The following is a 23,901-nucleotide window of genomic DNA, read 5'->3' on the forward strand; positions in this document are numbered from 1 at the left end:
CCTCTCAGACTCCGGGGCGGATCGAGGAGTTCCTCGATCCGCCCCGGTCTCAACTCAACGCGGTACGGCGATCAGGGGCGGGGCAGTGCCGCCTCGATCAGTGCGCCCTGCTCGACCTCGTGCATCTTCGCCGAGCCCACCGCGGGGGCGGCGGCCGACGGACGGGAGATCCGCCGCAGCCGTACGCCGTCGAGGTGCTCCAGCAGGTTGAGCGCCACGAACGACCAGGCACCCTGGTTGGCCGGCTCCTCCTGGACCCAGGCGAAGTCCTCGGCGTTCGGGTACTCGGCCAGGGCCGCCCGGATCTCCTCCACCGGGAGCGGGTAGAGCTGCTCCATCCGTACGATCGCGGTGTCGGTGATCTTGCGCTCGTCGCGGGCCTGGAGCAGGTCGTAGTAGATCTTGCCGGTGCAGAGCAGCACCCGCTTGACCGCCTCCGGCTTGGCGATGGTCCGGTCGCCCAGCACCGGCTGGAAACCGCCGGTGGTGAAGTCCTCGACGCTGGAGACACAGAGCTTGTGCCGCAGCAGGGACTTCGGCGTGAAGACCACCAGCGGCTTGCGCTTCTCCGACAGCGCCTGGCGGCGCAGCAGGTGGAAGTGGTTCGCCGGGGTGGTCGGGATGGCCACCCGCATGTTGTCCTCGGCGCACATCTGCAGGAAGCGCTCCGGCCGCCCGGAGGTGTGGTCCGGCCCCTGACCCTCGTGGCCGTGCGGCAGCAGCAGCGTCACCGCCGACTGCTGGCCCCACTTCACCTCGCTGGAGGAGATGAACTCGTCCACCACCGACTGGGCGCCGTTGGCGAAGTCACCGAACTGCGCCTCCCAGAGGACCAGCGCCTCGGTGTTCTCTACCGAGTAGCCGTACTCGAAGCCCATCGCGGCGTACTCGCTGAGCAGCGAGTCGTGCACGAAGAACCGGGACCGGTCGTTGGTCAGCGCGGACAGCGGCAGGTGCTCCCGGCCGGTCTTGGCGTCCACGATGACCGCGTGCCGCTGGACGAACGTGCCCCGGCGCGAGTCCTGACCGGCGAGCCGGACGGTCACCCCGTCGTGCAGCAGCGAACCGAACGCGATGATCTCGCCGAAGCCCCAGTCGATGTTGCCGTCGGTGGCCATCTTGGCCCGCCGGTCGAGCAACTGCTGGATCCGCTTGTGCGGGGTGAAGCCCTCGGGCAGCGTCGTGTGCGCCGTACCGATCGCGTGCACCACGTCCGCGCCGATAGCGGTCTGCACCTGCGGCTCCGGCTCGGCCTGGCGGCGCGGGCGGGTCGGCTGCCGGCCCGGCGTCGCGGCGTCACGGGTGGCCTTGAAGACCCGTTCGAGCTGGGCCTGGAAGTCGCGGAGCAACTCCTCGGCGTCCTCGACGGTGATGTCCCCGCGCCCGATCAGCTCCTCGGTGTAGAGCTTGCGGACCGACCGCTTCGAATCGATGATCTGGTACATCTGCGGGTTGGACATCGAGGGGTCGTCGCCCTCGTTGTGGCCGCGCCGCCGGTAGCAGACCATGTCGATAACGACGTCCTTGTTGAACTCCTGGCGGTACTCGAAGGCCAGCCGGGCCACCCGAACCACGGCCTCCGGGTCGTCCCCGTTGACGTGGAAGATCGGCGCCTGGATCATCCGGGCGACGTCGGTGCTGTAGAGGCTGGAGCGCGAGTACTCCGGTGCGGTGGTGAAGCCGACCTGGTTGTTGACCACCACGTGCACGGTCCCGCCGGTGCGGTAGCCCCGCAGTTGCGACAGGTTGAGCGTCTCGGCCACCACGCCCTGCCCGGCGAACGCGGCGTCGCCGTGCACCGCCACCGGGAGCACGGTGTAGCCCTCCAGGCGCAGGTCGATCCGGTCCTGCTTGGCCCGGACGATGCCCTCGAGCACCGGGTCGACCGCCTCCAGGTGCGACGGGTTGGCGGTCACCGACACCTTGATCGCGTGCTCGCCGTCCGGCGTACTGAACTTGCCGGCCTGGCCGAGGTGGTACTTCACGTCGCCCGAGCCCTGGGTCGAGCGCGGGTCGAGGTGTCCCTCGAACTCGGAGAAGATCTTCTCGTACGGCTTGCCGACGATGTTGGCGAGCACGTTCAGCCGACCACGGTGGGCCATGCCGATCACGACCTCGTCCAGGGAGCCCTCGGCCGCCGCCTCCAGCACCTCGCCGAGCAGCGGGATCAGTGATTCGCCGCCCTCCAGCGAGAACCGCTTCTGGCCGACGTACTTGGTCTGGAGGAAGGTCTCGAACGCCTCGGCCGCGTTCAGCCGGTTGAGTACGTGCTTCTGCTCGTCCGCCGACGGCTTCTCGTACTTCCGCTCGATCCGGTCCTGGATCCAGCGCCGCTCCTCCGGGTCCTGGATGTGCATGTACTCCACGCCGACCCGGCGGCAGTAGGAGTCGCGCAGCACCCCGAGGACCTCGCGGAGCTTCATCTTCTGCTTGCCGTTGAAGCCGCCGACCGGGAAGTAGCGGTCGAGGTCCCAGAGGGTCAGGCCGTGCTGGAGCACGTCCAGGTCCGGGTGCTTGCGGATCTTGAACTCGAGCGGGTCGGTGTCGGCCATCAGGTGACCGCGCACCCGGTACGCGTGGATGATCTCGATGACCCGGGCGGTCTTGTTGATCTGACCCTCGGAGCTCACCGCCACGTCGCGCATCCAGCGCACCGGCTCGTACGGGATCCGCAGCGAGGTGAAGATCTCGTCGTAGAAGCCGCGCTCACCGAGGATCAGCTCGTGCATGACCTTCAGGAACTCGCCGGACTGGGCGCCCTGGATGATCCGGTGGTCGTACGTGCTGGTCAGCGTGATGATCTTGCTGACGGCCAGCTCGGCCAGGGTCTCCTCGGACATCCCCTGGTACGGCGCCGGGTACTCCATCGCGCCGACACCGATGATCGTGCCCTGCCCGACCATCAGCCGGGGCTGGGAGTGCACGGTGCCGATCCCGCCCGGGTTGGTCAGCGAGATCGTCGTGCCGCCGTAGTCCTCCATGGTCAGCTCGTTGCGCCGGGCCCGCCGGACCACGTCCTCGTAGGCCTGCCAGAACTGACGGAAGTCCATCTGCTCGCACGCCTTGATCGACGGCACCACCAGGTTGCGCGAGCCGTCCGGCTTGGCCAGGTCGATCGCGATGCCCAGGTTGACGTGCTCCGGCTTCACCATCACCGGCTTGCCGTCCACCTCGGCGTACGAGTGGTTCATCTCGGGGTGCTCGGCCAGCGCCCGGACCAGGGCGTACCCGATCAGGTGGGTGAAGCTGACCTTGCCGCCCCGACCCCGGGCGAGGTGGTTGTTGATCACGATGCGGTTGTCGACCACCAGCTTCGCCGGCACCGCGCGCACGCTCGTCGCGGTCGGCACCGACAGCGAGGCGTCCATGTTCTGCACGATCTTCGCCGCGACACCGCGCAACGGAGTGGTGCTGCTGCCCGCGGCCGGCGGCTGGGCCGGTGCGGCCTTCTTGGCCGGCGCAGCGGCGGCGGCCGGTGCGGCTGCCTTCGGCGCCGGTGCGGCCGGAGCCGGCTTCGGCTCGGCAGCCTTGGGCTCGGCAGCCTTCGGCTCGGCGGCCGGAGCGGTCGCCGGCTGGGTCTTCGCGGCAGCCGGGGGAGCGCTGGCCGCTTCCTTCTTCACCCCCGGTGCCGGCTTGGCCGCTGTCGCTGTTTTCGGAGCCGACCCGTTGCCGTCAGCCGTGTCGGCTGCCGGACGGTAGTCGGCGAAGAAGTCGTGCCAGGCCGAATCGACGCTGGTGGGGTCGGCGAGGTAACGCTGGTACATCTCCTCGACGACCCACTCGTTCGGGCCGAAACCCGCCAGTGGGTTCTCCTGCGAAGTCTGCTGGGTCGACACGGCCAGTGATCGCCTCTTTCACGCGGGTTCTGCGGTTCACGCGGGTTCTGCCACCGCCTGGGACCGGGGTCAGAAATCACTGTCCAGGCTACGCCGTACGCTATCGGCCGGCATTGCCGCATCCGGCCCGTGTTGCGATTCACAGCGTGAAGGTCTTGTTCACCTGGTATTCAAGCCCCTGAAGCCGGTCGCTCGCCGGGGTCTGGGCCGCCCCCGACGGCCGCGATCGATCCCGTGGCGCCGGGGTGCCCCGCCCACGCACTCCGTACAGGGCCGTTCACCCGATCGACACCCACGCATCCGGTGCGCGACACGCCGACGGTGGGCAGCGACCTTACACATACCCCATGGCTGTTCTGCTCACCGCTCCCGCACCCACCGGGACCAGCGGCTACACCCTGCTGATCGCCGACGACGCGGCCCAGATCGCCGCCGCGCAGCGGCTGCGCCACGACGTCTTCGCCGAAGAACTCGGCGCCAACCTCCACTCGGCCGTCCAGGGACTCGACACCGACGAGTTCGACGCGCACTGTGACCACCTGCTCGTCCGGGACGACAGCACCGGGGCCGTCGTCGGGACGTACCGGATGCTGCCGCCGGACCGCGCCGCGCGCGCCGGCCGGCGGTACGCGGAGAGCGAGTTTGACCTGTCCGCCTTCGCCCCGCTCCGCGACGAGCTGGTGGAGATCGGGCGGTCCTGCGTGCATCCGGACCACCGCACCGGCGCGGTGATCAACCTGATGTGGGCCGGTATCGCCCGCTACCTGCACCTGCGCGGGCTGCGGTGGCTGGGCGGCTGCGCCTCGCTGCCGCTGACCGACGGTGGCGCGAACGCCGTCGCGGTCTGGCAGCAGGTCTCCGCCCGGAACATGGCCCCGCCGCCGCTGCGGGTACGCCCGCACCGGCCCTGGCTGGCCGAACCCGCCGGGGTCGCCGCGCTCGCCGCTCGGGCGGAGCGGGCCGAGAAACCGTCGGCGGCCGTACCCGCCCTGCTCAAGGGTTACCTCCGGCTCGGTGCCTGGGTGTGCGGGGAGCCCGCGTACGACCCGGATTTTGACGTGGCGGACCTCTACGTACTGCTCTCGATGGATCGGATGCACCCCCGTTACCGGCGGCACTTCCTCGGACTCGGAGAAGACGGATGAACCCCCTCTGGCAGCCCCGCTCGGCCTGCGGGCCGCACTGCCTGCCCGGCCCCCGCGAGACGCCGACGGTGTCCCGGCTGCACCAGGCCGGGCGGCTGACCGCCCTGTTCGGCGCGTTGCTGTTCGGGGCGCTGCTGGTGCCCGTACTTCCGGTGTTGCCAGCGGCCGGGCGCCAGGCCGCCGGCCGCTGGTGGGCCCGGCTGGTGCTCGGCTCCCTGGGCGTGACCCTCCAGGTACGCGGCCGGCTGCCCCGGCGGCGGGCGCTGCTCGCCGCCAACCACATCTCGTGGCTGGACATCATGGCCACCCTGGCGGTCGCGCCGGCCCGGATGCTGGCCAAGCAGGAGGTACGGCAGTGGCCGCTGATCGGCCCGCTGGCCGCCTCGGGCGGCACCATCTTCGTCAACCGCACCCGGCCCCGGGCGCTGCCGCAGACGGTGGCCAAGGTGGCCGAGGCACTGCGGTCCGACCGGGTGGTCGCGGTCTTCCCGGAGGGTACGACCTGGTGCGGCAAGCCCCGTGCGGCCGGCGCCTGCCCGGCCGGTGGACGGTTCCGGCCGGCGATGTTCCAGGCGGCGATCGACGCCGGTGCGCCGGTGGTGCCGCTCACCATCAACTACCGGACCGGACCGGGGCGCGACGGTACGACCGCAGCCGCCTTCCTGGGCGAGGACAGCCTCTGGGTGTCGCTGCGCCGGGTGCTCGCCGTACGGGGGCTCTCGGTGACGGTGACCGCCGCGCCGGCCCTGCACCCGGAGCAGTCCGCCTCCCGCCGGCGCCTGGCCCAGGCAGCCGAGTCCGCAGTCCGCTTCGCCGGCCCACCCACCCCCCACAGGCACCCCACCCCGCTGCCCACCCCGACCCCGCTGGCCCCCACCTCGCCCAGCGGCCTCTCCCTCGCCGCCTAACCCGCCCCGCCCCCCCCCCCCCCCCCTGCCCCCGCCCGCCCCCTGCTTCGTCGATCTAGGGCAAATGGTGGTGAGCAGTGATCAACTAGCACGTATTTGCCCTAGATCGACGGGGGAGAGAGGGAGGGGGAGAGGGAGGGGGAAGCGGAAAGTGGAGGGCTGGTGTGTCGCGATGTATCGCGTTAGGATCGGGGTGCGGGTACGGGGTAGGCGACGGGATGGGTGATCATGGCGAGATGGACGATCAACGGGCCGCAGCGGATCGCGCTCGATGAACCGGTCACCCGGTTGGAGGTCCGCCTGATCGGCGGGCGGCTCAGCGTGATGGCTACCGACGGGCCCGCCCGGGTGGAGATCACCCGAGCCAGCACCCGACCCCTGATCACCGTGGAGCACCACGACGGCCGGCTCTCCGTACGCCAGGACTGGCCCCGGAAGTGGCAGCGGCTCTTCTGGTGGCTCGGCCACCGCTACCGGGTCGACGTGTCGATCGCGGTGCCCGCGCACGTCGTCGCCGACCTGCGACTGGTCGACGGCGCGGTGCTCGTCTCCGGACTCCGCGAGCACACCCAGGTCGACGTCACGTCCGGACAGGTCACGCTGATGGGGCTGGCCGGTGAGACCAGGGCCAAGGTGGTCTCCGGCCCGGTCGAGGCACTCGGTGTCGCCGGCGAACTCGTGATGGAGACGGTCTCCGGGGAACTGGTCCTCGCCGACGGTTCCGCGGCCCGCGTACGCGCCACCACCGTCTCCGGGTCGATCACCTGCGACCTCGACAACCCCAGGCGCAGCGAGATCCGGCTCAGCACCACCTCCGGGAGCGTGACCGTACGGGTCCGGGCGGACAGCGACATGGCGGTGCACCTGCACAGCACCTCCGGCCGGATCACCAGCGCGTTCCCGCAGCTCAAGGCGGGCAGCACGTACTGGTCGACGGACAGCCACGGGGTGCTGGGCGCAGGTGAGGGCAAGCTCTGGGCCAACTCCACCTCGGGCAGCATCGCGCTGCTGGCCCGCCCGGCGGACACCGACGACGAGTTCGTCGACGACGACCGGGAGGGGGCGGCGTGACCGGGGTGTTCAGCCACGGGCGGCTCCGGCTCTACCTGCTGAAGCTGCTCGACGACGGACCGAAGCACGGGTACGAGCTGATCCGGCTGCTGGAGAACCGGTTCCTCGGCCACTACGCTCCCAGCGCCGGCACGATCTACCCCCGGCTCCAACGGCTGGAGGTCGAGGGCCTGGTCACCCACACCGCCGCCGGTGGGCGCAAGGTGTACGAGATCACCGACGCCGGCCGGACCGAGCTGGGCCAGCGCGACGGCGAACTGGCCGATCTCGAATCGGACATCAAGGCCTCGGTGGCCGATCTCTCCAGCCTCGCCGGGGAGATCCAGACCGAGGTACGCGGCTCGGTGCGGGACCTGAAGCGGGAGCTGCGCGCCGCCACCAGGGAAACCCGGTACGGCGGCTGGACGGTCCCCGGCGGCGCCCGCCACGTCCCGCCGCCCCCGGACGCGGATCTCGGGGCGGAGTTCGACCGCAGACTCACCGACTTCACCACAGAGGTACGCGCCCTGGTACACAACCGGCGGCTCACCGACACCCAGCTCCGTACGCTGATCCGGACCCTGGACGGTGCGCTCGACGGGTTGCGCCGGCTGCTGCGCTGAACCGGGCGGACCGGGCGGACCGGGCGCTCCCGTGGCGCCCGGACCGCTCCCAGCTTGCTCCGAGCTGTTCCCAGGCAGTTTTCAGGCTACCTCCAGCCCGCGCGCAGCGGAGCGGCGGATGATGTGGTCATGGCTGCGCAGACCGAGGCACGACTACTCGTGGTGGAAGACGACCCCAACATCCTGGAGTTGCTCTCCGCGAGCCTGCGTTTCGCCGGCTTCGACGTGGCCACGGCGACCAGCGGCAGTGCCGCCGTCACCGCGGCCAAGGACCGCCGTCCCGACCTGGTCGTGCTCGACGTCATGCTGCCCGACCTGGACGGCTTCGAGGTCATCCGGCTGATGCGGGAGAGCGGCACCCGTACGCCGGTGGTGTTCCTGACCGCGCGGGACGCCACCGACGACAAGATCCGTGGGCTGACCCTCGGCGGTGACGACTACGTCACCAAGCCGTTCAGCCTGGAGGAGCTGACCGCCCGGATCCGGGCCGTGCTGCGGCGTACGGCGACCGGGGAGCAGGCGCCGTCCCGGCTCAGCTTCGCCGACCTGGAGCTGGACGAGGAGACGCACGAGGTGCACCGGGCCGGGCAGCGGGTCCAGCTCTCCCCGACCGAGTTCAAGTTGCTGCGTTACCTGATGCTCAACGCGAACCGGGTGCTCTCCAAGGCGCAGATCCTCGACCACGTGTGGAACTACGACTTCCGGGGCGACGACAACATCGTCGAGTCGTACATCTCCTACCTGCGGCGCAAGGTCGACACGAGTCAGCCCCGGCTGATCCACACCCTGCGGGGCGTCGGCTACGTGCTGCGTAAGCCCGCGGCGTGACCAGTCCGGTTTCCTCACTGAAGGGTCGGCTGCGGAGCACCCCGCTGCGGTTCAAGCTGGTCACCGCGGTCCTCGCGCTGGTCGCCGCCGCACTGCTGGTGATCAGCGTGATGACGACCTTCTTCCTGCGCAGCTACCTGGTCAGCCAGGTGGACGCGGAACTGCACACGTCGGTACGCAGCCTCCAGTCGCTGTCCACCTCGCCGCGCGGCGGGACCATCTCGCTGCCGCTGGCCGACTACATAGTGGTGCTGACCACCGACGACCCCAAGCAGCCCGACCTGCGGTACGACACCGACCGGTTCACCCCCGAAGACCTGCCGCCGTGGCCGTCCGACCCGGACGGCTTCGCCAAGTTGCAGGGTGACCCGTTCACTGTCAAGGCGCACGACGGCACGGTCCGTTGGCGGATGCTCTACACCGAGCTGCCCGGCGGCCAGATGGCGGCGGTGGGGCAGCACCTGACCGACGTGGACCAGGCGGTGAAGCAGCTCGTCTGGATCGATCTGCTGGTCGGCGGCGCGGTCCTGATCCTGCTCGCCTCGTTGGGGGCGGCCATAGTCCGGACCAGCCTCCGGCCACTGATCAAGATCGAGCAGACCGCGGCGGCGATCGCCGACGGTGACCTGACCCGGCGGGTGCCCGATCCCGAGCCGGGAGCGGTGGAGCCGAAGACCGAACTGGGCCGGCTCTCCCGCGCCCTGAACGCGATGCTCACCCAGATCGAGGCGGCGTTCACCGCCCGCGCCGCCTCCGAGACCGCCGCCCGCAACGCCGAACTGGGGGCGCGGGACGCGGCGTTCGCGGCGCAGGCGTCCGAGGCTCGGGCCCGCCGTTCCGAGGAGCGGATGCGGCAGTTCGTCGCGGACGCCTCGCACGAGTTGCGTACGCCACTGACCACCATCCGGGGCTTCGCGGAGTTGTACCGGCAGGGTGCGGCCGGCTCCCCGGAGGAGACCGCCCGTCTGGTCCGCCGGATCGAGGACGAGGCCGCCCGGATGGGGCTGCTGGTCGAGGACCTGCTGCTGCTCGCCCGGTTGGACCGGGAGCGCCCGCTGGTGCTCGGTCCGGTGGAACTGCCGGTGCTGGCGACCGAGGCGGTGCAGGCCGCGCAGGCGATCGCGCCGGAACGGAACATCACCCTGGAGACCGCTCCGGGCGCCGGGGACCTGGTTGTCCTGGCCGACGACGCGCGGCTGCGTCAGGTCCTCGGGAACCTGGTGACCAACGCGCTCACGCACACGCCACCGGACGCCTCGGTGACCGTGCGGCTGCGTTCCGAGGCCGGCAACCTGGCCGTGGTCGAGGTCGCCGACACCGGCCCGGGCCTCCCGCCGGAACAGGCCGAACGGGTCTTCGAACGGTTCTACCGGGCCGACGCGGCCCGTACCCGCCGGGTCGGCGGCGCCGCCGGTACGGGTCTGGGGCTGGCGATCGTGGCCGCGCTGGTGGCGGCGCACAACGGCAGCGTGGAAGTGCTCGAGACGCCGGGTGGCGGCGCGACCTTCCGGGTCAAGGTGCCGCTCGCCCCGACCGTGGCCGACGATTCGTCCGAGGGCGAGTAGCGGCCGTGTGCCGCTGCGGGTCGCGCGATTCACAGCGAACATCCAGTGCGATTCCAGGTGGGTCGCAGAGCTTCGGGGCAAGGTAGGTGTCATGAGCGAGTACGAAACCGACCCGCAGCGGCCTTCGGCCAACGCCGACGCCGACGCCACGCCGTCGTATCCCACCGCGGAGTTGTCGCCCGTCGAGCGCGGGCCGGCCGACTCCACCCCCGCGGCCTCCGGTCAGGCCGTCGGCGGCACCGAGCCGACCGCCGCCGCCTCCGAGCAGCAGACCACCGCCTACTCCGCGCCGACCCCGTACGGCACCGTCACGCCCACCACGGACGGCGGCGCCGCACCGAGCACGGACGGCACCGCCACGCCGACCACGGACGGGAGCACCGCCCCGACGACCGGTGGACCGGTCGGGCCGACCGGAGCGACGACCGACCCGTACGGCAACCCGTACGCCGGGCACGGCGCTCCCGCCCCGCACGCGGCCGGGCCGTACGCCGGTTACCAGCGGCCGACCGACCCCTACGCCGGCCAGTACGGCGGCGCCCAGCCCGGTTCCGCCGTGCCGGCCTCCTACCCGCCGAGCCCCTGGCACCCGGCCGCCCAGAACCAGCCGGGCTGGACGGGCAACCCCAGCTACGCCGGGCAGCACACGCCCGGTGCCCCGATGCCGCCGCAGCCGCCGCACCTCGGTGGCAACCCGCCGCCGATCTGGGCCCAGGGCCCGGGTGGACCGGGTCACCAGCCCCGGCCGAGCCGGCTGGGCCGGTTCGCGGCGATCGGCGCGGCCGCCCTGGTCCTGATGGCCGGTTCCGGCATCGCCGGTGGCGCGGTCGCGTTGGCCCTCGACGACGGTTCCTCCGGCCCGACCCGGACGTACTCCGCCGCTCCGATCATCAACAGCGCCGACCTGCCCAAGATCGCCGCCTCGGTGGAGAACAGCGTCGTCTCGATCACCACCGGCAGCGGTGAGGGTTCGGGTGTGGTGCTCAGCGCCGACGGTTACGTCCTGACCAACAACCACGTGGTGGCCAGTGCCACCGGGGACACGGTCAAGGTGGTCTTCGCGGACGGCAAGACCGCCCAGGCGAAGATCATCGGTACCGACCCGAAGACCGACCTCGCGGTGGTCAAGGCGCAGGACGTCAGCGACCTGAGCCCGGCGAAGCTCGGTGACAGCGACGCGATGCAGGTCGGCGACACGGTGCTCGCCCTGGGCAGCCCGCTGGGGCTGCAGGGCTCGGTGACCGCCGGCATCCTCAGCGCCAAGGACCGGACCATCCAGGCCGGTGGCGAGGACGAGTCTCAGCCGCAGAACCCGTTCCAGCAGCAGCAGCCGCCGCAGGCGGCCAGCTCGATCTCCGGGCTGCTCCAGACCGACGCCCCGATCAACCCGGGTAACTCCGGCGGTGCCCTGATCAACACCAAGGGCGAGGTGATCGGCATCAACACCGCCATCGCCACCGCCGGGAGCAACGGCAACATCGGTGTCGGCTTCGCGATCCCGAGCAACAAGGCCAAGGACGTGGCCGGCAAGCTCCAGCAGGGTCAGAAGGTCAGCCACCCGTACCTCGGGGTGAGCGTGACCGAGGCGGACAACGGCGGTGCCGTGGTCGGCGGGGTGACCGAGGGCAGCCCGGCCGCCCAGGCCGGTATCCAGCAGGGCGATGTCATCAGCCGGTTCGGCGACAAGGTGGTCAACGACTCCAACGATCTGGTCGGGGCCGTGCAGACGGGCAAGGTGGGCGACAAGGTGCAGTTGACCTTCACCCGAAATGGTGTGGAGAAGACGGCAACCGTGACGCTGGCTGAGACGTCATAGCAGGAGGACCCGTTCGTACCTGAAGGCGGTTCTTCCGTAACCCGGAAGTGCGCCTCCTCCCCAAGCGGCGGGCGATGTGACCAAGGGGGTTGGTCACGTCGCCCGCCGCACCTTTTTCCCACCCGTCGGTTCGGCCGGTTATCCCCGGCCGAGCAGGGAAACCCGAAGTATCCGGCGGGTCAGCCGGAGCAGTGGGGAGGGCTCGACGTCGTGAACCACATGCCGATCGACCGATTCGACCAGACCGTACCGTTGCGGATCGCCATGGTCGTACCGCCCTGGTACGAGCTGCCGCCGAAGGGGTACGGCGGGGTCGAACAGGTCTGCGCGGCACTGGTGGACGCGCTGGCCGCCCGTGGGCACGAAGTGACCCTCTTCGGCGCCGGGACGGGTTCCGGCACCGCTGCCCGTTTCGTCGGGACGATGCCCGAGCTGCAACACGAGCGTCTCGGGCAGTCGTTGCCCGAACTGGCCCACCTGGCGCGGGCCGACCAGATGATCAACCCGGACGTCTTCGACGTGGTGCACGACCACACCACCATCGGCCCGTTCGTGGCGCCCCGGCGCTCGGTCCCGACGGTCGCGACCGTCCACAACAGACCAACCGGGGAACTCGGGGACATCCTGGCCGACGTCGACCGTTCGGTGGGACTGGTGGCGATCTCGCACGCCCAGCGGCGGCTGCGTCCGTACCTGCCGTGGGCGGCGACGGTGCACAACGGGTTGGCGCTGGACGACGTACGGCACAAGTCGCAGCCGGGTACCGGACCGGTCCTCTGGCTGGCCCGGTTCAGCCCCGACAAGGGTCCCGACCTGGCCGTACGCGCCTGCCGGGCGGCCGGGCTGTCGCTGGTGCTGGCGGGCAAGTGCGACGAGCCGGAGGAGCAGCGTTACCTGACCGAGGTGATCGAGCCGTTGCAGGGACCGGACCTGACCGTGCTGCGCAACCCGGACCGGGCCACCTGTTTCCAGCTCATGCTCGACGCCCGGTGCCTGATCATGCCGATCCGGTGGGAGGAGCCGTTCGGCATGGTGATGGTCGAGGCGATGGCCACCGGTACGCCGGTGGTCGCACTCGACCGGGGTGCCGTACCGGAGCTGGTCCGGTCGGGGGAGACGGGCCTGATCTGCGTCGACCCGGACGACCTCCCGCAGGCCCTGCTCGACGCGGGGGACCTCGACCCGGCCGCCAGCGTGGCCCACGTACGCAACGCCTTCTCCGCCGAGATGATGGCCGAAGGCTACGAGCGGGTCTACCGCCAGTGGGCCAACACCGCCCGCGAACGCCCGGCCCACGCCGCCCTCACCCCCACCGGCGCCTGGTAACCCGACGACGGCGTCCCCGTCCGGCGCAGTGGGCCGGGCGTCGGGCGCAACCGCGTCACGGGGGTAGCGCGGTTGCCGTACCGGCCCGGACGATGGGGGCAGGAGGTGGTCGTATTGGTCACCATCACCATCGACCGGCTGACGAAGGTCTTCGACGGCGGGATCGTCGCGGTCGACGACCTGAGCCTGGAGGTCGCCACCGGGGAGTTCGTGGCCCTGCTCGGGCCGACCGGGTGCGGTAAGTCGACAATCCTGCGGCTGGTCGCCGGACTGGAGGAGCCGACCGCCGGACGGGTGCTGTTCGACGGTGAGGTGCCCGACGAGCGGGCGGCACACCAGCGCCGGGTCGCCATGGTCTTCCAGGACTACGCCCTCTACCCGAACCTGACCGTGGCCCAGAACATCGGCTTCCCGCTGCGGCTCGGTGCCGAGCCGGAAGGGGCCCTCGCCGCCCGGGTCGCGGAGGCGGCGGCGCAGCTCGGCATCACCGACCTGCTGCCGCGCCGCCCCGGTCGCCTCTCCGGGGGCCAGAAGCAGCGGGTGGCGATGGCACGGGCGCTCGTCCGCCGGCCGCACGCCTTTCTCCTGGACGAGCCACTGTCCAATCTGGACGCTGGCGTACGCGCCGAGCTGCGTACGGAGATCGCCGGGTTGTCCCGCCGACTCGGGGTCACCACCGTGTACGTCACCCACGACCAGGTCGAGGCAATGACGATGGCGGACCGGGTGGCGGTGCTGCGCCGGGGCCGGCTGCAACAGGTCGGTACGCCGGCCGAGGTGTACGGCGACCCGGTCAGCCTGTTCGTCGCCGCCTTCCTCGGCACCCCGCGCCCCAGCCTGTTCCAGGGAGCGGTCTACGTCGACACCGACCGGGTCCTGATCGACCTCGGTTCACAGCTCCTGGAGCTGTCCCGCGCCGATCCGCGTACCCGGACGCTGGTCGGCCGGCACACCGAGCGGGTGACCCTGGCCGTACGCCCGGACGCCCTGACCCCGGTCGTCGGCGACACCGAGTCGGGTGCGGTCCTGCGGGGCCGCGTACGTTCGGTCGAACAGCTCGGCCACGAGGCGTTGGTGCACGTGGACATCGGCGGGGTGCCGACCTCGGTGGCCGAGTCCCGGTTGGAGCACCCGGACACCGGTCAGCACCTGGCCGACGTACTCGCCGAGGACCCGCCGACCGGGCACCCGTTCCGGCACACCATCGCCCGGATGATCCCGCACCAACGTACGGCCGAACCGCCCGCCACCGCCCGGACCGAGTACGGCTTCTACCCCGTGTACGACCCAGCCTCCCGCGACGAGCCCCCGCCCGCCGGCGACCTCGTGGTACGGGTCCCCGCCCTGACCCCGCCCCGGCCCGGTGCACCGATGGCGCTCGCCGTCGACCTGGACCGACTGCTCCTGTTCGACCGGGCCGGTCACCGGATCAGACTCGACTGACCGGCCCGTGAAACAGCTCAGTACGCCGACGCGCGGACCGCGAACACCGACCGGCTGCCGGCGTACTCGGTCAGCGACCAGAGCTGGTTCTTCGCCGGCCAGTAGGAGAGGTCTTCGGGGCCGATCGGCAGGGCGTCGGTGTGCATGACCACCGAGCCGCCGGGACTGAACGTGGCCAGGTCGCCCTTGTTGCCGCTGCCGTCACTGGTGGACAGGTAGAACTTCCCGTTGATCGCGGTCGCGCCCTGCATGCTGGTGACCGAGACGTCGTACGCCTGCGACCCGTGGGCGTATCCGTCGCTGCCGGTGGTGAGCATCCGGGTGGTGTAGTCGATCGGGAAGCGGACCAGCCGGGTGCCGGTGCCGGGGTTGGCGTACTCGCCGACGACCACGCTGTCCGGGGTGCTGGTCCGGTCCAGGGCAACGAACGAGTACGTCAGGTTGGTGTAACCGCCGGTGGTCGACCGGGTGTACGTGAGTGCCTGCGGCAGCACGTACTTGTAGCCGTACGCCTGGTAGGTGCCGTCGGTCTGGAGGCCGATCACGGCGTCGTTGCTGGTGGCGGTCTGCCACAGGTGCCGCATGTCGAAGACCCGGAACCCGGCGCTGGTGGAGGCGACGTAGAGGTAGTAGCCGTACCAGAACATGCCACCTGCGTGGATGTTGACCGGGCGGAACGAGGCTTTGCCGTCGCTGCGTGCGTACGGCTCGACCAGGAGGACGTGCCGGTAGGTCGGCGCGCTGGGCGTGGAGTAGTCCACGAAGGACACCCGTACGCCCCGGTCGATCCCGTCGGAGGCGTCGTCGTACCAGCTCACCAGGATGGCGGTGGCGCCCTCGTAGGTGCCGACCTCGTACGCGTCCGCGGTGGTGGTGATCGCCTGCGGAATCCAGTACGTGACGTTGTTGTCGCCGCTGTTCCAGCAGAACGAGGCGACCCGGTTGGCGGCGGCGGGGGAGCACGCGGTCGCCACCCGGTTCCCGTCACCGACGACGGTCGGCACGCTGACGTTCGGCAGCGCGGCGTCCAGGTCGTCGATGAGGCCGCCGTACGCGCTGGCCTGTAACCGGAAGTTGGCCGCGTTCAGGGTGACCGCGGCGGCGGCGACGCCGTCGCTCTCGACGGCGGTGCCGGTCGGATCGCCGCCCGGTGCGGCGGTGACCGGCCCGGCAACGGTGACGAGCAGCCCCGCAACCAGCGCCGTGACGAGCGATGTCCGTGCTTTCACCAGGATCCTCCTTGGACGCAGCGTTGTGCCCGTTTGGTACGGAACTCTCGCCGCGCCCGCGCCGGGTGTCAACGAACCTCGATCGACTTCGTCCGCTGTTTACCCGACGGTGACCATGCTTCGGTGCACGTCGATCCGGGCCATCGATGGATGCCAGGGCTTTACAGAAACAGTTAACAGTCCTAATAATTGGCCAACTGTCGATGGCCGCCCGCGCCACGACCGGTCGGGAGGACTGGATGAGACGCTCCAGATCGTTGTTCATCGGTGTGGTGGCCGCGCTGGCGGCCGGGGTCGGCGCGATCGCGGTGGCGGTGCCCGCCTTCGCCGCCGGTCCGACGGCGACCTTCGTCAAGGTCTCCGACTGGGGCTCCGGCTGGGAGGGCAAGTACACCGTCACCAACGGCGGTACGACAACGCTCGCCTCCTGGAGCGTGGCCTTCGACCTGCCGTCGGGGAGCACCGTCGGGACGTTCTGGGACGCCTCGATGACCTCCTCCGGTCAGCGGTTCACCTTCACCAACCGGTCCTGGAACGGCAATCTCGCTCCGGGTGCGTCGGCGTCGTTCGGCTTCAACGCCACCGGTCCGGGCACCCCGGGCAACTGCACCCTGAACGGGGCAGCGTGCGGCGGCGGGACCACCCCGACCACGCCACCGGCCACCACCGCCCCGCCGACCACCCGGCCGCCGACAACTCCGCCGCCGACGACCCGGCCGCCGACGACGCCGCCACCCACCACCGCCCCGCCGACCACGCCACCGCCGACCACCGGCCCGCCGCCGAACACCGGCCTGCCGAAGCACGCGCTCATCGGGTACCTGCACAGCAGCTTCGCCAACGGCTCCGGCTACGTGAAGATGGCCGACGTACCGGCCGAGTGGGACATCATCAACCTCGCCTTCGGTGAACCGACGTCGGTCACCTCCGGTGACATCCGGTTCCAGCTCTGCCCGGTCGCGGAGTGCCCCGGCGTCGAAACGGAGGCGCAGTTCACCGCCGCCATCCGGGCCAAGCAGCAGCAGGGCAAGAAGGTGCTCATCTCGATCGGCGGCCAGAACGGACAGGTGCAGCTCACCACCACCGCCGCCCGGGACGCGTTCGTCAGCTCGGTCAGCGCCATCATCGACCGGTACGGCCTCAACGGGCTCGACATCGACTTCGAGGGGCACTCGCTGTCGCTGAACACCGGCGACACCGATTTCCGGAACCCGACCACCCCGGTGATCGTCAACCTGATCTCCGCCATCCGTACGCTCAAGGCCCGCTACGGTTCCGGTTTCGTGCTCACGATGGCGCCGGAGACCTTCTTCGTGCAGCTCGGTTACCAGTTCTACGGATCGGGGCCGTGGGGCGGTCAGGATCCGCGCGCCGGGTCGTACCTGCCGGTCATCCACGCGCTGCGCAACGACATCACCGTCCTGCACGTGCAGGACTACAACTCCGGTCCGATCATGGGGCTGGACAACCAGTACCACACCATGGGCGGGGCGGACTTCCACATCGCGATGACCGACATGCTGCTGGCCGGCTTCCCGGTCGCCGGCAACACCGCCAACGTCTTCCCCGCTCTCCGCGAGGACCAAATCGCATTCGGTACGCCCGCAGGCAGCAGCGCCGGCAACGGGTACGTCGCACCCGCTGGCGTACAGCAGGCGGTGAACTGCCTGGTCCGGGGCACGAACTGCGGCGGCTACACCCCGCGCAGCGGCACCAACCCGAACTTCCGTGGCCTGATGACCTGGTCCATCAACTGGGACAGGTTCTACAACTGGGAGTTCAAGAACAGCCACGACCCCTTCCTCAACGCCCTCCCCTGACCCGCGCACCCCAGGTCAGACACAGAAGAAGGGCTCCAGCATCCCGCTGGAGCCCTTCGTCGCTCGGCAGGGGGCTCGGACGCCCCGCCCTCCCCGACGATCTTGCAGTTGTGGCGCCCGGATAAGCGAGGTTCACCCGGATTTGTGTACCACCACAACTGCAAGATCGTCGCGCGTCTAGCGGGTGCTCCTCGTGAAGGCGACGGACGCCGTTGGTTTCTCCGGCGATCTTGCAGTTGTGGTGCCCGGATAGGCGAGGTTCACCCGGATTTGTGCACCACCACAACTGCAAGATCGCCGGAGGTCTAGTGGGTGCTCCTCGCGGCTACGGAGTGGACTCGGTCGCGGCTACTGATTGGCGGAGCCACTCCAGGCACCCGGTAGCGCCGGCAACGATCGGTGTCGCGATCACCTGGGGATTACGCCAGGGGTGGTGCTCCAACAGGTGCGCCTCCAGTTCCGCGTACCGGTCGGAGGACGTGTAGAGCAGCAGGCGCCACTCCTCCCCGGTGCCCAGCTCGCCGAGGTGCCAGAACACGCTTCCCACCGGACCGATGATCTGCGCGTTGCCGGCCAGCCGTTCGGCTACCGCAGACTGCGCAAGTTCGAGAGCTGCCGCACGGGTCTCGGTCGCCGTCGCCACCTGGAGGAAGTCGGTCATCAGCGGAGCCTAACGCCGTCCAGGACGGGTTGAACTCGGTAGCGGACGACATCTCCTGTCCATGCGCTGAACGCGGGCGCGGCTATATGGCGGTCGAGGTGAGCAGCGAGGCGGAGCAGATGATCCGGGACGCGCTGCGGGCAGTCGTACAGCACCGGGGGCAGGTGGGAGTCGATTTGGGCGAGATACGAAGAGAACCCCAGCATCGCGCTGGGGCTCTCTTGGCTGGGACCCTGTAACAGGGGACCGAAGTACCGCCGTTGCTCGGGAACTAGCTGGCACTCTTCGCGAAGCCGACGAACGCCGTCCACTCGGCCGGGCCGAAGGTCAGGGTGCCGCCGTCACGGTCCTTGGTGTCCCGCACGAGCACGCGGCCGGGCAGGTTGTCGGCAACCTCGACGCAGGCGCCGCCGTTGGTGGAGGAACGGGTTGACTTTCGCCACTGGGCGCCGGTCATGTCCATGATTGTGCCGCTTCCTTGAGGAGATCCAGGGTCTGGCTACGTGGTAGCGCCTCATCGCGCACGGCATCCCACGACAGAGTAAGGGTAGCAATGTCGTCTGGCCGCTCGACGATCTGAGCCGTTAGCTGGTTATCGACGTAGCCGGCACGGTGGGCGTCCGGAAGGTCGGCGAGGATGAATGCCCCGGCGAGCCCCGAGTACATACCAAGGGATGTGGGGATCACCTGCAAGTGCATTTTCGGCTGCTCAGCGCAAGCTAGTAAGTGCGCCATCTGCTCAGCCATCACCTTGCCCTGCCCGGCTTGCCGCTTCAACACCATGGCGTCGACCACGACGAATAGATTTGGCGCGGTGTCGCCGGTCAGAATTTTTTGACGCTCCAGACGCGATGCGACCTGCTGCTCTATATCGTTGGCCTGTAGCCGATGACTTGCCGAGAAGATCGCCCGCATGTACGCCTCGGTCTGCAGTAGGCCGGGTACGAAGGCGTGTTCGTACCAGCGCAGCGCTGTCGCCTCGCGCTCCAAGACCATCCACTCGCGCAGCCACACGGGCGCATCGCTGTCCTTGACCAGTTCCTCCCACATCACCTGGAAGTGGTCGTCAAGGCCGAGTGCCTCATCCACAAGCCGCAGGTAAGCGAAGGTCACAGGCTTGCTGCCCGTCTCGATACCGCTGACGTGTGTGTCCGAGTAGTGGATCCTCTCCCCAAGCTGGGCCTGGGTGAGTCCTGCCTTCAGCCGCTTTCGCTTCAGGTCGCGTAGCAGGTACTCCGAAGCCGAGATTCCCACGTGTTCCCCAACCTTTCCTCGAATTAGAGATCCACCCCCTGCTGGCCAGGGTTGGGAGCCGGCACCCCCCGAAGTGGACTGAGCTATTCCGACAGTAAGGGTTTCGATAGCAGCCTGTCATTAGGTGGTCCCGCTCGAATCCAACCCCCTCGAATGTCGCCTCATCCAAAGGACGGGCGGGGCTGCGCGGGGACACCCCGGACTCCCTGCCGGGGTGTCCCCGCTTCCAACATCAATGCTCGCAATGTCAAGGAGGTGCGGAATGTTTGCCTGGCCCGTCTGGTGTGACTGGATTGTGAGACTGCTCGTGCCACCACCACCAGCTCCGCCCCCAGTGCCCCCACCCCCGGCGCAGCCGGCATGGGCCACGGAAGAGACCACTCTTTTCCAAGAGCGCCCATGGACCCTGGGCCAACGGACCTGCTACGGCACGACGGGAAGGAGCGAGAGGCGATGATGCTCCAGGTGGGAGACGTGCTCGATCTTCAGCCCTCGGACTACAGGCGCGAGAGTGAGGGCCGGGACGACAAGCGTCCGCTGCGCATGCGCGTTACCCACATTCCCGACCGTCTCGGCCTGGTCGTCGCGCAGTGGGTGGCCCTCGTCGGCGTCGAAGTCCTGTACGAAGGCGACGGCGAGAAGCTGGAACTCGCGGTCCACCGCCGGGCTTTGCCCGACGGCCACCCTCACCTGCGCCTGGCCGAGCCGCACTTCGTGTCCCCGCTGCCCGGACGCGGGGAATTGTGACCGGCGACCCGATCGTCCCCGAACTGGCCGAGCACACGCCGCTGCGGCCACTCTGGATCTGCCGGGTCGACGCCCACCCCTGGCCGTGCGCGGACGTAAGGCTCAACCTGCTGACCGCCTACTACCCCGCCCGCCGAATCGAGTTGTACCTGTACCTCGGCGCCCAGTTCGTTACGGCCCTGGCCGAACTCGACACCATCGTGGTGGACGCGGGCGAGCGCCCGGACCCTCAAACCCTGCATTCGCGCATCCTCGGCTGGGTGGCCGTACAGGACGCCAAGCGGCGGAGGAATCGCCGCTCAATCTGACTGAAACAACAGCGCCGACCAGCGGCTCCTTGCTGCCCTGACGGCTGCCGTACGTACTCAAATTGCTTCGAACTCACGACGGCCGACGTCGAGTCGGGAGCCTTTCTGGGATAGCGGCATCGAGACACCCCACCCCTGTCGGTCGACACCCGCAGGGCAGGGCAACCGGGGCGCCGGCAACGCTCTCGGTGGAAGCCCGTGCCCGCCCAAGGGGGTAGGGGGAGCAGGTGGGGGTGCCCTTGAGGGGTGCCCCCACCTGTCCGTTGGTCAGCCTGCGGCGGCGGCGAGCCGGGTCAGGGCGGCGTCGAGTTGCTTGGCGTAGTCGACCGTGATGGTGCCGTCGCGTACCCGGACGGCGACGGCTCTGCGTATCCGGTCCACCGGTCCGGTCAGTTCGACCGGTCCGTCCATCATCGACGCCTCAAGGTTGCGCATCTGGTTGCGCAGGTCGAGTCCGACGTCCTCGCGGATCGCGCCCTCGGCCAGACCCTCACCGACGAGCTGCTCGAACTGGTCCACCGCCTCGCTGACCGTGGGTGAGGCGACGAGGCCCGGCGTGCTCGTGACCGGATCTGGCGACGGGGTGCCGGCCGGCGGTGGTGCGGGGGCGGCGGACGACCGGAACTCCGAGCCGGTCGGGGTCGGTGCGGTCGGCAGGCCGACCTGCCGGGCCGGGGGCGACTCGCTGAGGAAAATGCCGGCGAGGACGGCCAGGCCGAGCACGGCGACCGCGCCGAAGGCGATGCCGATCTTCTCGATCCGGGGCCGCCCACCCTGCCGGTTCGGCGGCCCGGCGGGTGTCCCGGTGCCGGGGGAGAAGGCCCGGGGCGCCGGGATGGGCACGCCCGCCCCGGACGGCCCGACGTGGTCGGGGCGCGGGGGCAGCACCCGTACGCTCGCGCTTGCCCTTTCCCGGGCCTGTGCCACCGCGGCCGGTGCCAGTGGTGGCAGGGTGATGGTCGCCGGCCGGGCGGGCGGCGGTCCCGGCGTTTCTGCGGCGATCAGCTCGTCCCGGAGCAGTTCACCGACCTCCTGCGCGGTCGGCCGGTCCGCCGGGGCGCGGGCCAGGCAGCGCAGGCAGGCGTCCGCGACCCTCGGCGGCAGATCGGGTACGCCGGTCAGCGGCGGCACCGGGCTGCCGGTACGCAGCGCCTCCGTCAGGTCGTCCCACGTCTCGGCCGGATAGGGCACCCGCCCGGTCAGCGTCTCGTAGAGCAGCACCCCGAGCGAGTACGTGTCGGTGGCGGGCTGCGCCGGGGTGCCGTCGAGCCGCTCCGGCGCCACGTACGCGGGCGTGCCGAACGTCTCGCCGTCCTCGTCCTCGTCCGGCGCCCCGATCTGGGTGGCGATGCCGAAGTCGAGCACCTTCGCACCGACCGAGGTCATCATGATGTTGGACGGGGTGATGTCCCGGTGGACGATGCCGAGTTCGTGCGCGGCGGCCAGCGCCTCGGCGACCTGGGCGCAGATCTCCACCGCCTCGACCCAGGGCAGCGGCCCGTCCAGCAGCCGGGTCTCCAACTCCTCGCCGGTGAGCAGTTCCATCACCACGAAGGCGGTGACGGTCCCGTCCGGCGAGATCTCCTCGCCGTAGTCGTGCACGGCGGTGACGTGCGGATGGACGAGCTGGGCGGCGGCGCGGGCCTCCTCGCGGACCATGTCGCGGAACTTGGCGTCGGCGGCCAGGGACGCGGAGAGGACCTTGATCGCGATCACCCGGTCCAGCACCTCGTCGCGGGCACGCCAGATGACCGACATGCCCCCGGCACCAATTCGGTCGATGAGACGGTACCTGCGGGCGAGCAGGCCGCCCGCGTACATCGCAGCCATCGTTCGCAGCACCTGCCTGGGGAGGGGGTCGTATCAGGTTGCGCGAATGTAACCAGTATGTCAACGATCAATGGCCCGACCCGGCATTTGCCGCCAACCCCTGGTCGAACCCCTATACCCGTGACCTCCGGCGGGTCATTTCGCGGTGCCGGTCTGCCAGAGCGTCCGGCCGTTCGAGGAGATGACAACGTTGCCGTCGGCCCGCAGGACCAGCGTCGCCCCGTTGTGGCCGGACGTGCGCGTGCTCCACACCGTCGACCCGCTACGGGAGTAGAGGACCAGGTTCCCGTCACCCTGAAAGACCAGGACTTCGCCGCCCCGGCCGCCGGTGTTCGTCTTCCAGACCGTCTGTCCCTGGTCCTGGAGGGTGACGTCCCCGTTGTCGGTGAGGGTGAGACGCAGCCGGTTCGAGGTCCACGACTGACCTTCGCGCAGCACGGCGGTCGACCGGACCACCCGCTCCTGCCACACCGGGGTGGGTGACGGCGCGGCGGAGGTCGGCGCCGGTGAGGAGTTCGTGGAGTTCGAGGCGGGTGCGGTCGGGCTGGGAGTCGGCGTACGGCTGGGAGTCGGGTTGGGGTTCGCACCCGCCGACGAGGGAGCCCGGCGGGTCGGTGCGACCGTTTTCGGCTCCAGCCGTGGGTCCTGCTCGTAGTACGCGGTGTAGTCCGACACCATCTCGTTGAACGTACGCAGGCTCGGGGCGTCCGGCACCCCGCCGGCCTTGCGTACCGCCTCGGTTCCCCATTGGAACGCGGCCAGTGCGACCGGGTACGCCTCCCCGGCGAGCGGTTCGAAGTCGTTCACCAGCGCGCACATCGCCCGCCCGAGCGCGGGTACGGCCTGGTTGGGGTCGGACGGTGAGGCGGTGGCCGACGGTGCGTACACCTGCCACAGCTCGGGCCGGAACTGCGCGACACCCTCCGCGCCGTCCTCGCCGAGCACGTCGGTTTCGAAGCCGGAGGCGGCCATGAGCTGCGCCGCGATCCGGGCCGCCGGGATCTCCGGGCACACCTTTCCGGCGGTCACCACCAGCGGTACGTAGGTGTCCGGCACCGGTTTCGGCGCGGTGCCCGGACTCGGGGCAACGCCGAGCGGTGCCGCCGCGAGGCCCCGGTTGCCGCCGTCGCTGTCCAGGGGACGGGCGTCCACCACGGGTACGCGGCCGAGCCCGGTACTGACCACGACTCCGACCAGCACGATGATCCCGACCAGTCCGATGAGCGTGCCGATGGCGACCCACCGCAGTGGACCGGGCGCACGGAAGATCGTGCGCCGGAGCCGGGCGAGGGCGTCAGAGCCGGGCGATAGGGGCACTTCCTGGTCTCCTCAACCACCGGTTCGGGGCTACCCCGAAGGGGCGTTGCGCGATTGGTCCGGCCGTCCGGTCCCGACACGTCGGCCGAAGCACTCGCGGTGGTCAGTGCGGGCGGCTCATGTTACCGAAGCGCGGGCGGGCGCAAGAAATTCAGTTACCCGACAAGAGGGTGCCGCGAAATGTAGTACACCTGC

19 protein-coding genes are annotated in these 23,901 nt (G+C 70.1%); 12 read left to right on the forward strand and 7 right to left on the reverse strand.

Annotated features, from left to right (window positions below):
* Nucleotides 1–71: 71 nt before the first annotated feature.
* The gene (locus OIE47_RS18580) at nucleotides 72–3,836 is read right to left on the reverse strand and encodes a multifunctional oxoglutarate decarboxylase/oxoglutarate dehydrogenase thiamine pyrophosphate-binding subunit/dihydrolipoyllysine-residue succinyltransferase subunit (RefSeq protein WP_326562739.1); all 3,765 of its coding nucleotides are present in this window, start codon (nucleotides 3,834–3,836) and stop codon (nucleotides 72–74) included.
* A 347-nt stretch (nucleotides 3,837–4,183) separates the two neighbouring features.
* On the opposite strand from OIE47_RS18580, the gene OIE47_RS18585 reads away from it, so the two are divergent.
* The 9 genes from OIE47_RS18585 to OIE47_RS18625 all read left to right on the forward strand — a co-directional run bounded on the left by OIE47_RS18585 (nucleotide 4,184) and on the right by OIE47_RS18625 (nucleotide 14,540).
* Nucleotides 4,184–4,981 carry a GNAT family N-acetyltransferase gene (locus OIE47_RS18585; RefSeq protein ID WP_326562740.1) on the forward strand — a complete coding sequence of 266 codons (798 nt, stop codon included), beginning with the start codon at nucleotides 4,184–4,186 and terminating at the stop codon, nucleotides 4,979–4,981.
* On the forward strand, nucleotides 4,978–5,889 hold the full coding sequence (locus tag OIE47_RS18590) for a lysophospholipid acyltransferase family protein (RefSeq protein ID WP_326562741.1): 912 nt from the start codon (nucleotides 4,978–4,980) through the stop codon (nucleotides 5,887–5,889). The genes OIE47_RS18585 and OIE47_RS18590 overlap by 4 nt, the downstream gene beginning before the upstream one ends.
* Before the next feature lie 228 nt (nucleotides 5,890–6,117).
* On the forward strand, nucleotides 6,118–6,960 hold the full coding sequence (locus OIE47_RS18595; RefSeq protein WP_326562742.1) for a DUF4097 family beta strand repeat-containing protein: 843 nt from the start codon (nucleotides 6,118–6,120) through the stop codon (nucleotides 6,958–6,960).
* Nucleotides 6,957–7,562, forward strand: coding sequence for a PadR family transcriptional regulator (locus OIE47_RS18600; RefSeq protein WP_326562743.1), 606 nt, complete (start codon nucleotides 6,957–6,959; stop codon nucleotides 7,560–7,562). The genes OIE47_RS18595 and OIE47_RS18600 overlap by 4 nt, the downstream gene beginning before the upstream one ends.
* A gap of 129 nt (nucleotides 7,563–7,691) precedes the next feature.
* The gene (locus OIE47_RS18605; RefSeq protein WP_326562744.1) at nucleotides 7,692–8,390 is read left to right on the forward strand and encodes a response regulator transcription factor; all 699 of its coding nucleotides are present in this window, start codon (nucleotides 7,692–7,694) and stop codon (nucleotides 8,388–8,390) included.
* The gene (locus OIE47_RS18610) at nucleotides 8,387–9,955 is read left to right on the forward strand and encodes a sensor histidine kinase (protein ID WP_326562745.1); all 1,569 of its coding nucleotides are present in this window, start codon (nucleotides 8,387–8,389) and stop codon (nucleotides 9,953–9,955) included. Before OIE47_RS18605 ends, OIE47_RS18610 begins: the two co-directional genes overlap by 4 nt.
* A 91-nt stretch (nucleotides 9,956–10,046) precedes the next feature.
* A complete protein-coding gene (locus OIE47_RS18615) occupies nucleotides 10,047–11,771 on the forward strand; it encodes a trypsin-like peptidase domain-containing protein (protein WP_326562746.1) in 1,725 nt (574 codons plus the stop codon).
* A 219-nt stretch (nucleotides 11,772–11,990) separates the two neighbouring features.
* Nucleotides 11,991–13,097, forward strand: a complete 1,107-nt coding sequence (locus tag OIE47_RS18620; RefSeq protein WP_326562747.1) for a glycosyltransferase family 4 protein — start codon at nucleotides 11,991–11,993, stop codon at nucleotides 13,095–13,097.
* Nucleotides 13,098–13,202: 105 nt separating this feature from the next.
* The gene (locus tag OIE47_RS18625) at nucleotides 13,203–14,540 is read left to right on the forward strand and encodes an ABC transporter ATP-binding protein (protein WP_326562748.1); all 1,338 of its coding nucleotides are present in this window, start codon (nucleotides 13,203–13,205) and stop codon (nucleotides 14,538–14,540) included.
* Nucleotides 14,541–14,557: 17 nt separating this feature from the next.
* Here OIE47_RS18625 and OIE47_RS18630 read toward each other — a convergent pair whose 3' ends face one another.
* Nucleotides 14,558–15,769: a hypothetical protein gene (locus OIE47_RS18630; protein ID WP_326562749.1), complete on the reverse strand. Its 1,212-nt coding sequence runs from the start codon at nucleotides 15,767–15,769 to the stop codon at nucleotides 14,558–14,560.
* A 239-nt stretch (nucleotides 15,770–16,008) separates the two neighbouring features.
* Between OIE47_RS18630 and OIE47_RS18635 the strand changes: the two genes are divergently transcribed.
* A complete protein-coding gene (locus tag OIE47_RS18635) occupies nucleotides 16,009–17,589 on the forward strand; it encodes a chitinase (RefSeq protein WP_326562750.1) in 1,581 nt (526 codons plus the stop codon).
* Between the two features lie 325 nt (nucleotides 17,590–17,914).
* On the opposite strand, the gene cutA is transcribed toward OIE47_RS18635, so the two are convergent.
* The 3 genes from cutA to OIE47_RS18650 form a co-directional block, all read right to left on the reverse strand.
* Nucleotides 17,915–18,250 carry a divalent-cation tolerance protein CutA gene (gene cutA / locus OIE47_RS18640; RefSeq protein ID WP_326562751.1) on the reverse strand — a complete coding sequence of 112 codons (336 nt, stop codon included), beginning with the start codon at nucleotides 18,248–18,250 and terminating at the stop codon, nucleotides 17,915–17,917.
* A 271-nt stretch (nucleotides 18,251–18,521) separates the two neighbouring features.
* Nucleotides 18,522–18,707 (reverse strand): DUF397 domain-containing protein, encoded by a 186-nt coding sequence (locus tag OIE47_RS18645; RefSeq protein WP_326563156.1) that lies wholly within the window; start codon nucleotides 18,705–18,707, stop codon nucleotides 18,522–18,524.
* Entirely contained in the window at nucleotides 18,704–19,504 is an 801-nt protein-coding gene (locus tag OIE47_RS18650) for a helix-turn-helix domain-containing protein (protein WP_326562752.1), read from the reverse strand. The genes OIE47_RS18645 and OIE47_RS18650 overlap by 4 nt, the downstream gene beginning before the upstream one ends.
* A gap of 453 nt (nucleotides 19,505–19,957) precedes the next feature.
* Here OIE47_RS18650 and OIE47_RS18655 point away from each other — a divergent pair, with 453 nt between their 5' ends.
* Complete coding sequence (locus OIE47_RS18655; protein ID WP_326562753.1) at nucleotides 19,958–20,251, forward strand: hypothetical protein; 294 nt, start codon at nucleotides 19,958–19,960, stop codon at nucleotides 20,249–20,251.
* A complete protein-coding gene (locus tag OIE47_RS18660) occupies nucleotides 20,248–20,559 on the forward strand; it encodes a hypothetical protein (RefSeq protein WP_326562754.1) in 312 nt (103 codons plus the stop codon). Before OIE47_RS18655 ends, OIE47_RS18660 begins: the two co-directional genes overlap by 4 nt.
* A 267-nt stretch (nucleotides 20,560–20,826) precedes the next feature.
* Here the strand turns inward: OIE47_RS18660 and OIE47_RS18665 are convergent, their stop codons facing one another.
* Nucleotides 20,827–22,389, reverse strand: a complete 1,563-nt coding sequence (locus OIE47_RS18665) for a protein kinase domain-containing protein (protein WP_326562755.1) — start codon at nucleotides 22,387–22,389, stop codon at nucleotides 20,827–20,829.
* A 135-nt stretch (nucleotides 22,390–22,524) separates the two neighbouring features.
* Nucleotides 22,525–23,706: a hypothetical protein gene (locus tag OIE47_RS18670; protein WP_326562756.1), complete on the reverse strand. Its 1,182-nt coding sequence runs from the start codon at nucleotides 23,704–23,706 to the stop codon at nucleotides 22,525–22,527.
* Between the last annotated feature and the right edge of the window lie 195 nt (nucleotides 23,707–23,901).

Source organism: Micromonospora sp. NBC_01796 (assembly GCF_035917455.1).
In the GTDB taxonomy this organism is placed as follows: Bacteria; Actinomycetota; Actinomycetes; order Mycobacteriales; family Micromonosporaceae; genus Micromonospora_G.

Excerpts from the sequence above, each read along its gene's own strand:
- OIE47_RS18585 (WP_326562740.1), top strand. The coding sequence starts at position 4,184 with ATGGCTGTTCTGCTCACCGCTCCCGCACCCACCGGGACCAGCGGCTAC.
- OIE47_RS18590 (WP_326562741.1), top strand. The coding sequence starts at position 4,978 with ATGAACCCCCTCTGGCAGCCCCGCTCGGCCTGCGGGCCGCACTGCCTG.
- OIE47_RS18595 (WP_326562742.1), top strand. The coding sequence starts at position 6,118 with ATGGCGAGATGGACGATCAACGGGCCGCAGCGGATCGCGCTCGATGAA.
- OIE47_RS18605 (WP_326562744.1), top strand. The coding sequence starts at position 7,692 with ATGGCTGCGCAGACCGAGGCACGACTACTCGTGGTGGAAGACGACCCC.
- OIE47_RS18615 (WP_326562746.1), top strand. The coding sequence starts at position 10,047 with ATGAGCGAGTACGAAACCGACCCGCAGCGGCCTTCGGCCAACGCCGAC.
- OIE47_RS18620 (WP_326562747.1), top strand. The coding sequence starts at position 11,991 with ATGCCGATCGACCGATTCGACCAGACCGTACCGTTGCGGATCGCCATG.
- OIE47_RS18635 (WP_326562750.1), top strand. The coding sequence starts at position 16,009 with ATGAGACGCTCCAGATCGTTGTTCATCGGTGTGGTGGCCGCGCTGGCG.
- cutA (WP_326562751.1), bottom strand. The coding sequence starts at position 18,250 with ATGACCGACTTCCTCCAGGTGGCGACGGCGACCGAGACCCGTGCGGCA.
- OIE47_RS18645 (WP_326563156.1), bottom strand. The coding sequence starts at position 18,707 with ATGACCGGCGCCCAGTGGCGAAAGTCAACCCGTTCCTCCACCAACGGC.
- OIE47_RS18655 (WP_326562753.1), top strand. The coding sequence starts at position 19,958 with ATGATGCTCCAGGTGGGAGACGTGCTCGATCTTCAGCCCTCGGACTAC.
- OIE47_RS18665 (WP_326562755.1), bottom strand. The coding sequence starts at position 22,389 with ATGGCTGCGATGTACGCGGGCGGCCTGCTCGCCCGCAGGTACCGTCTC.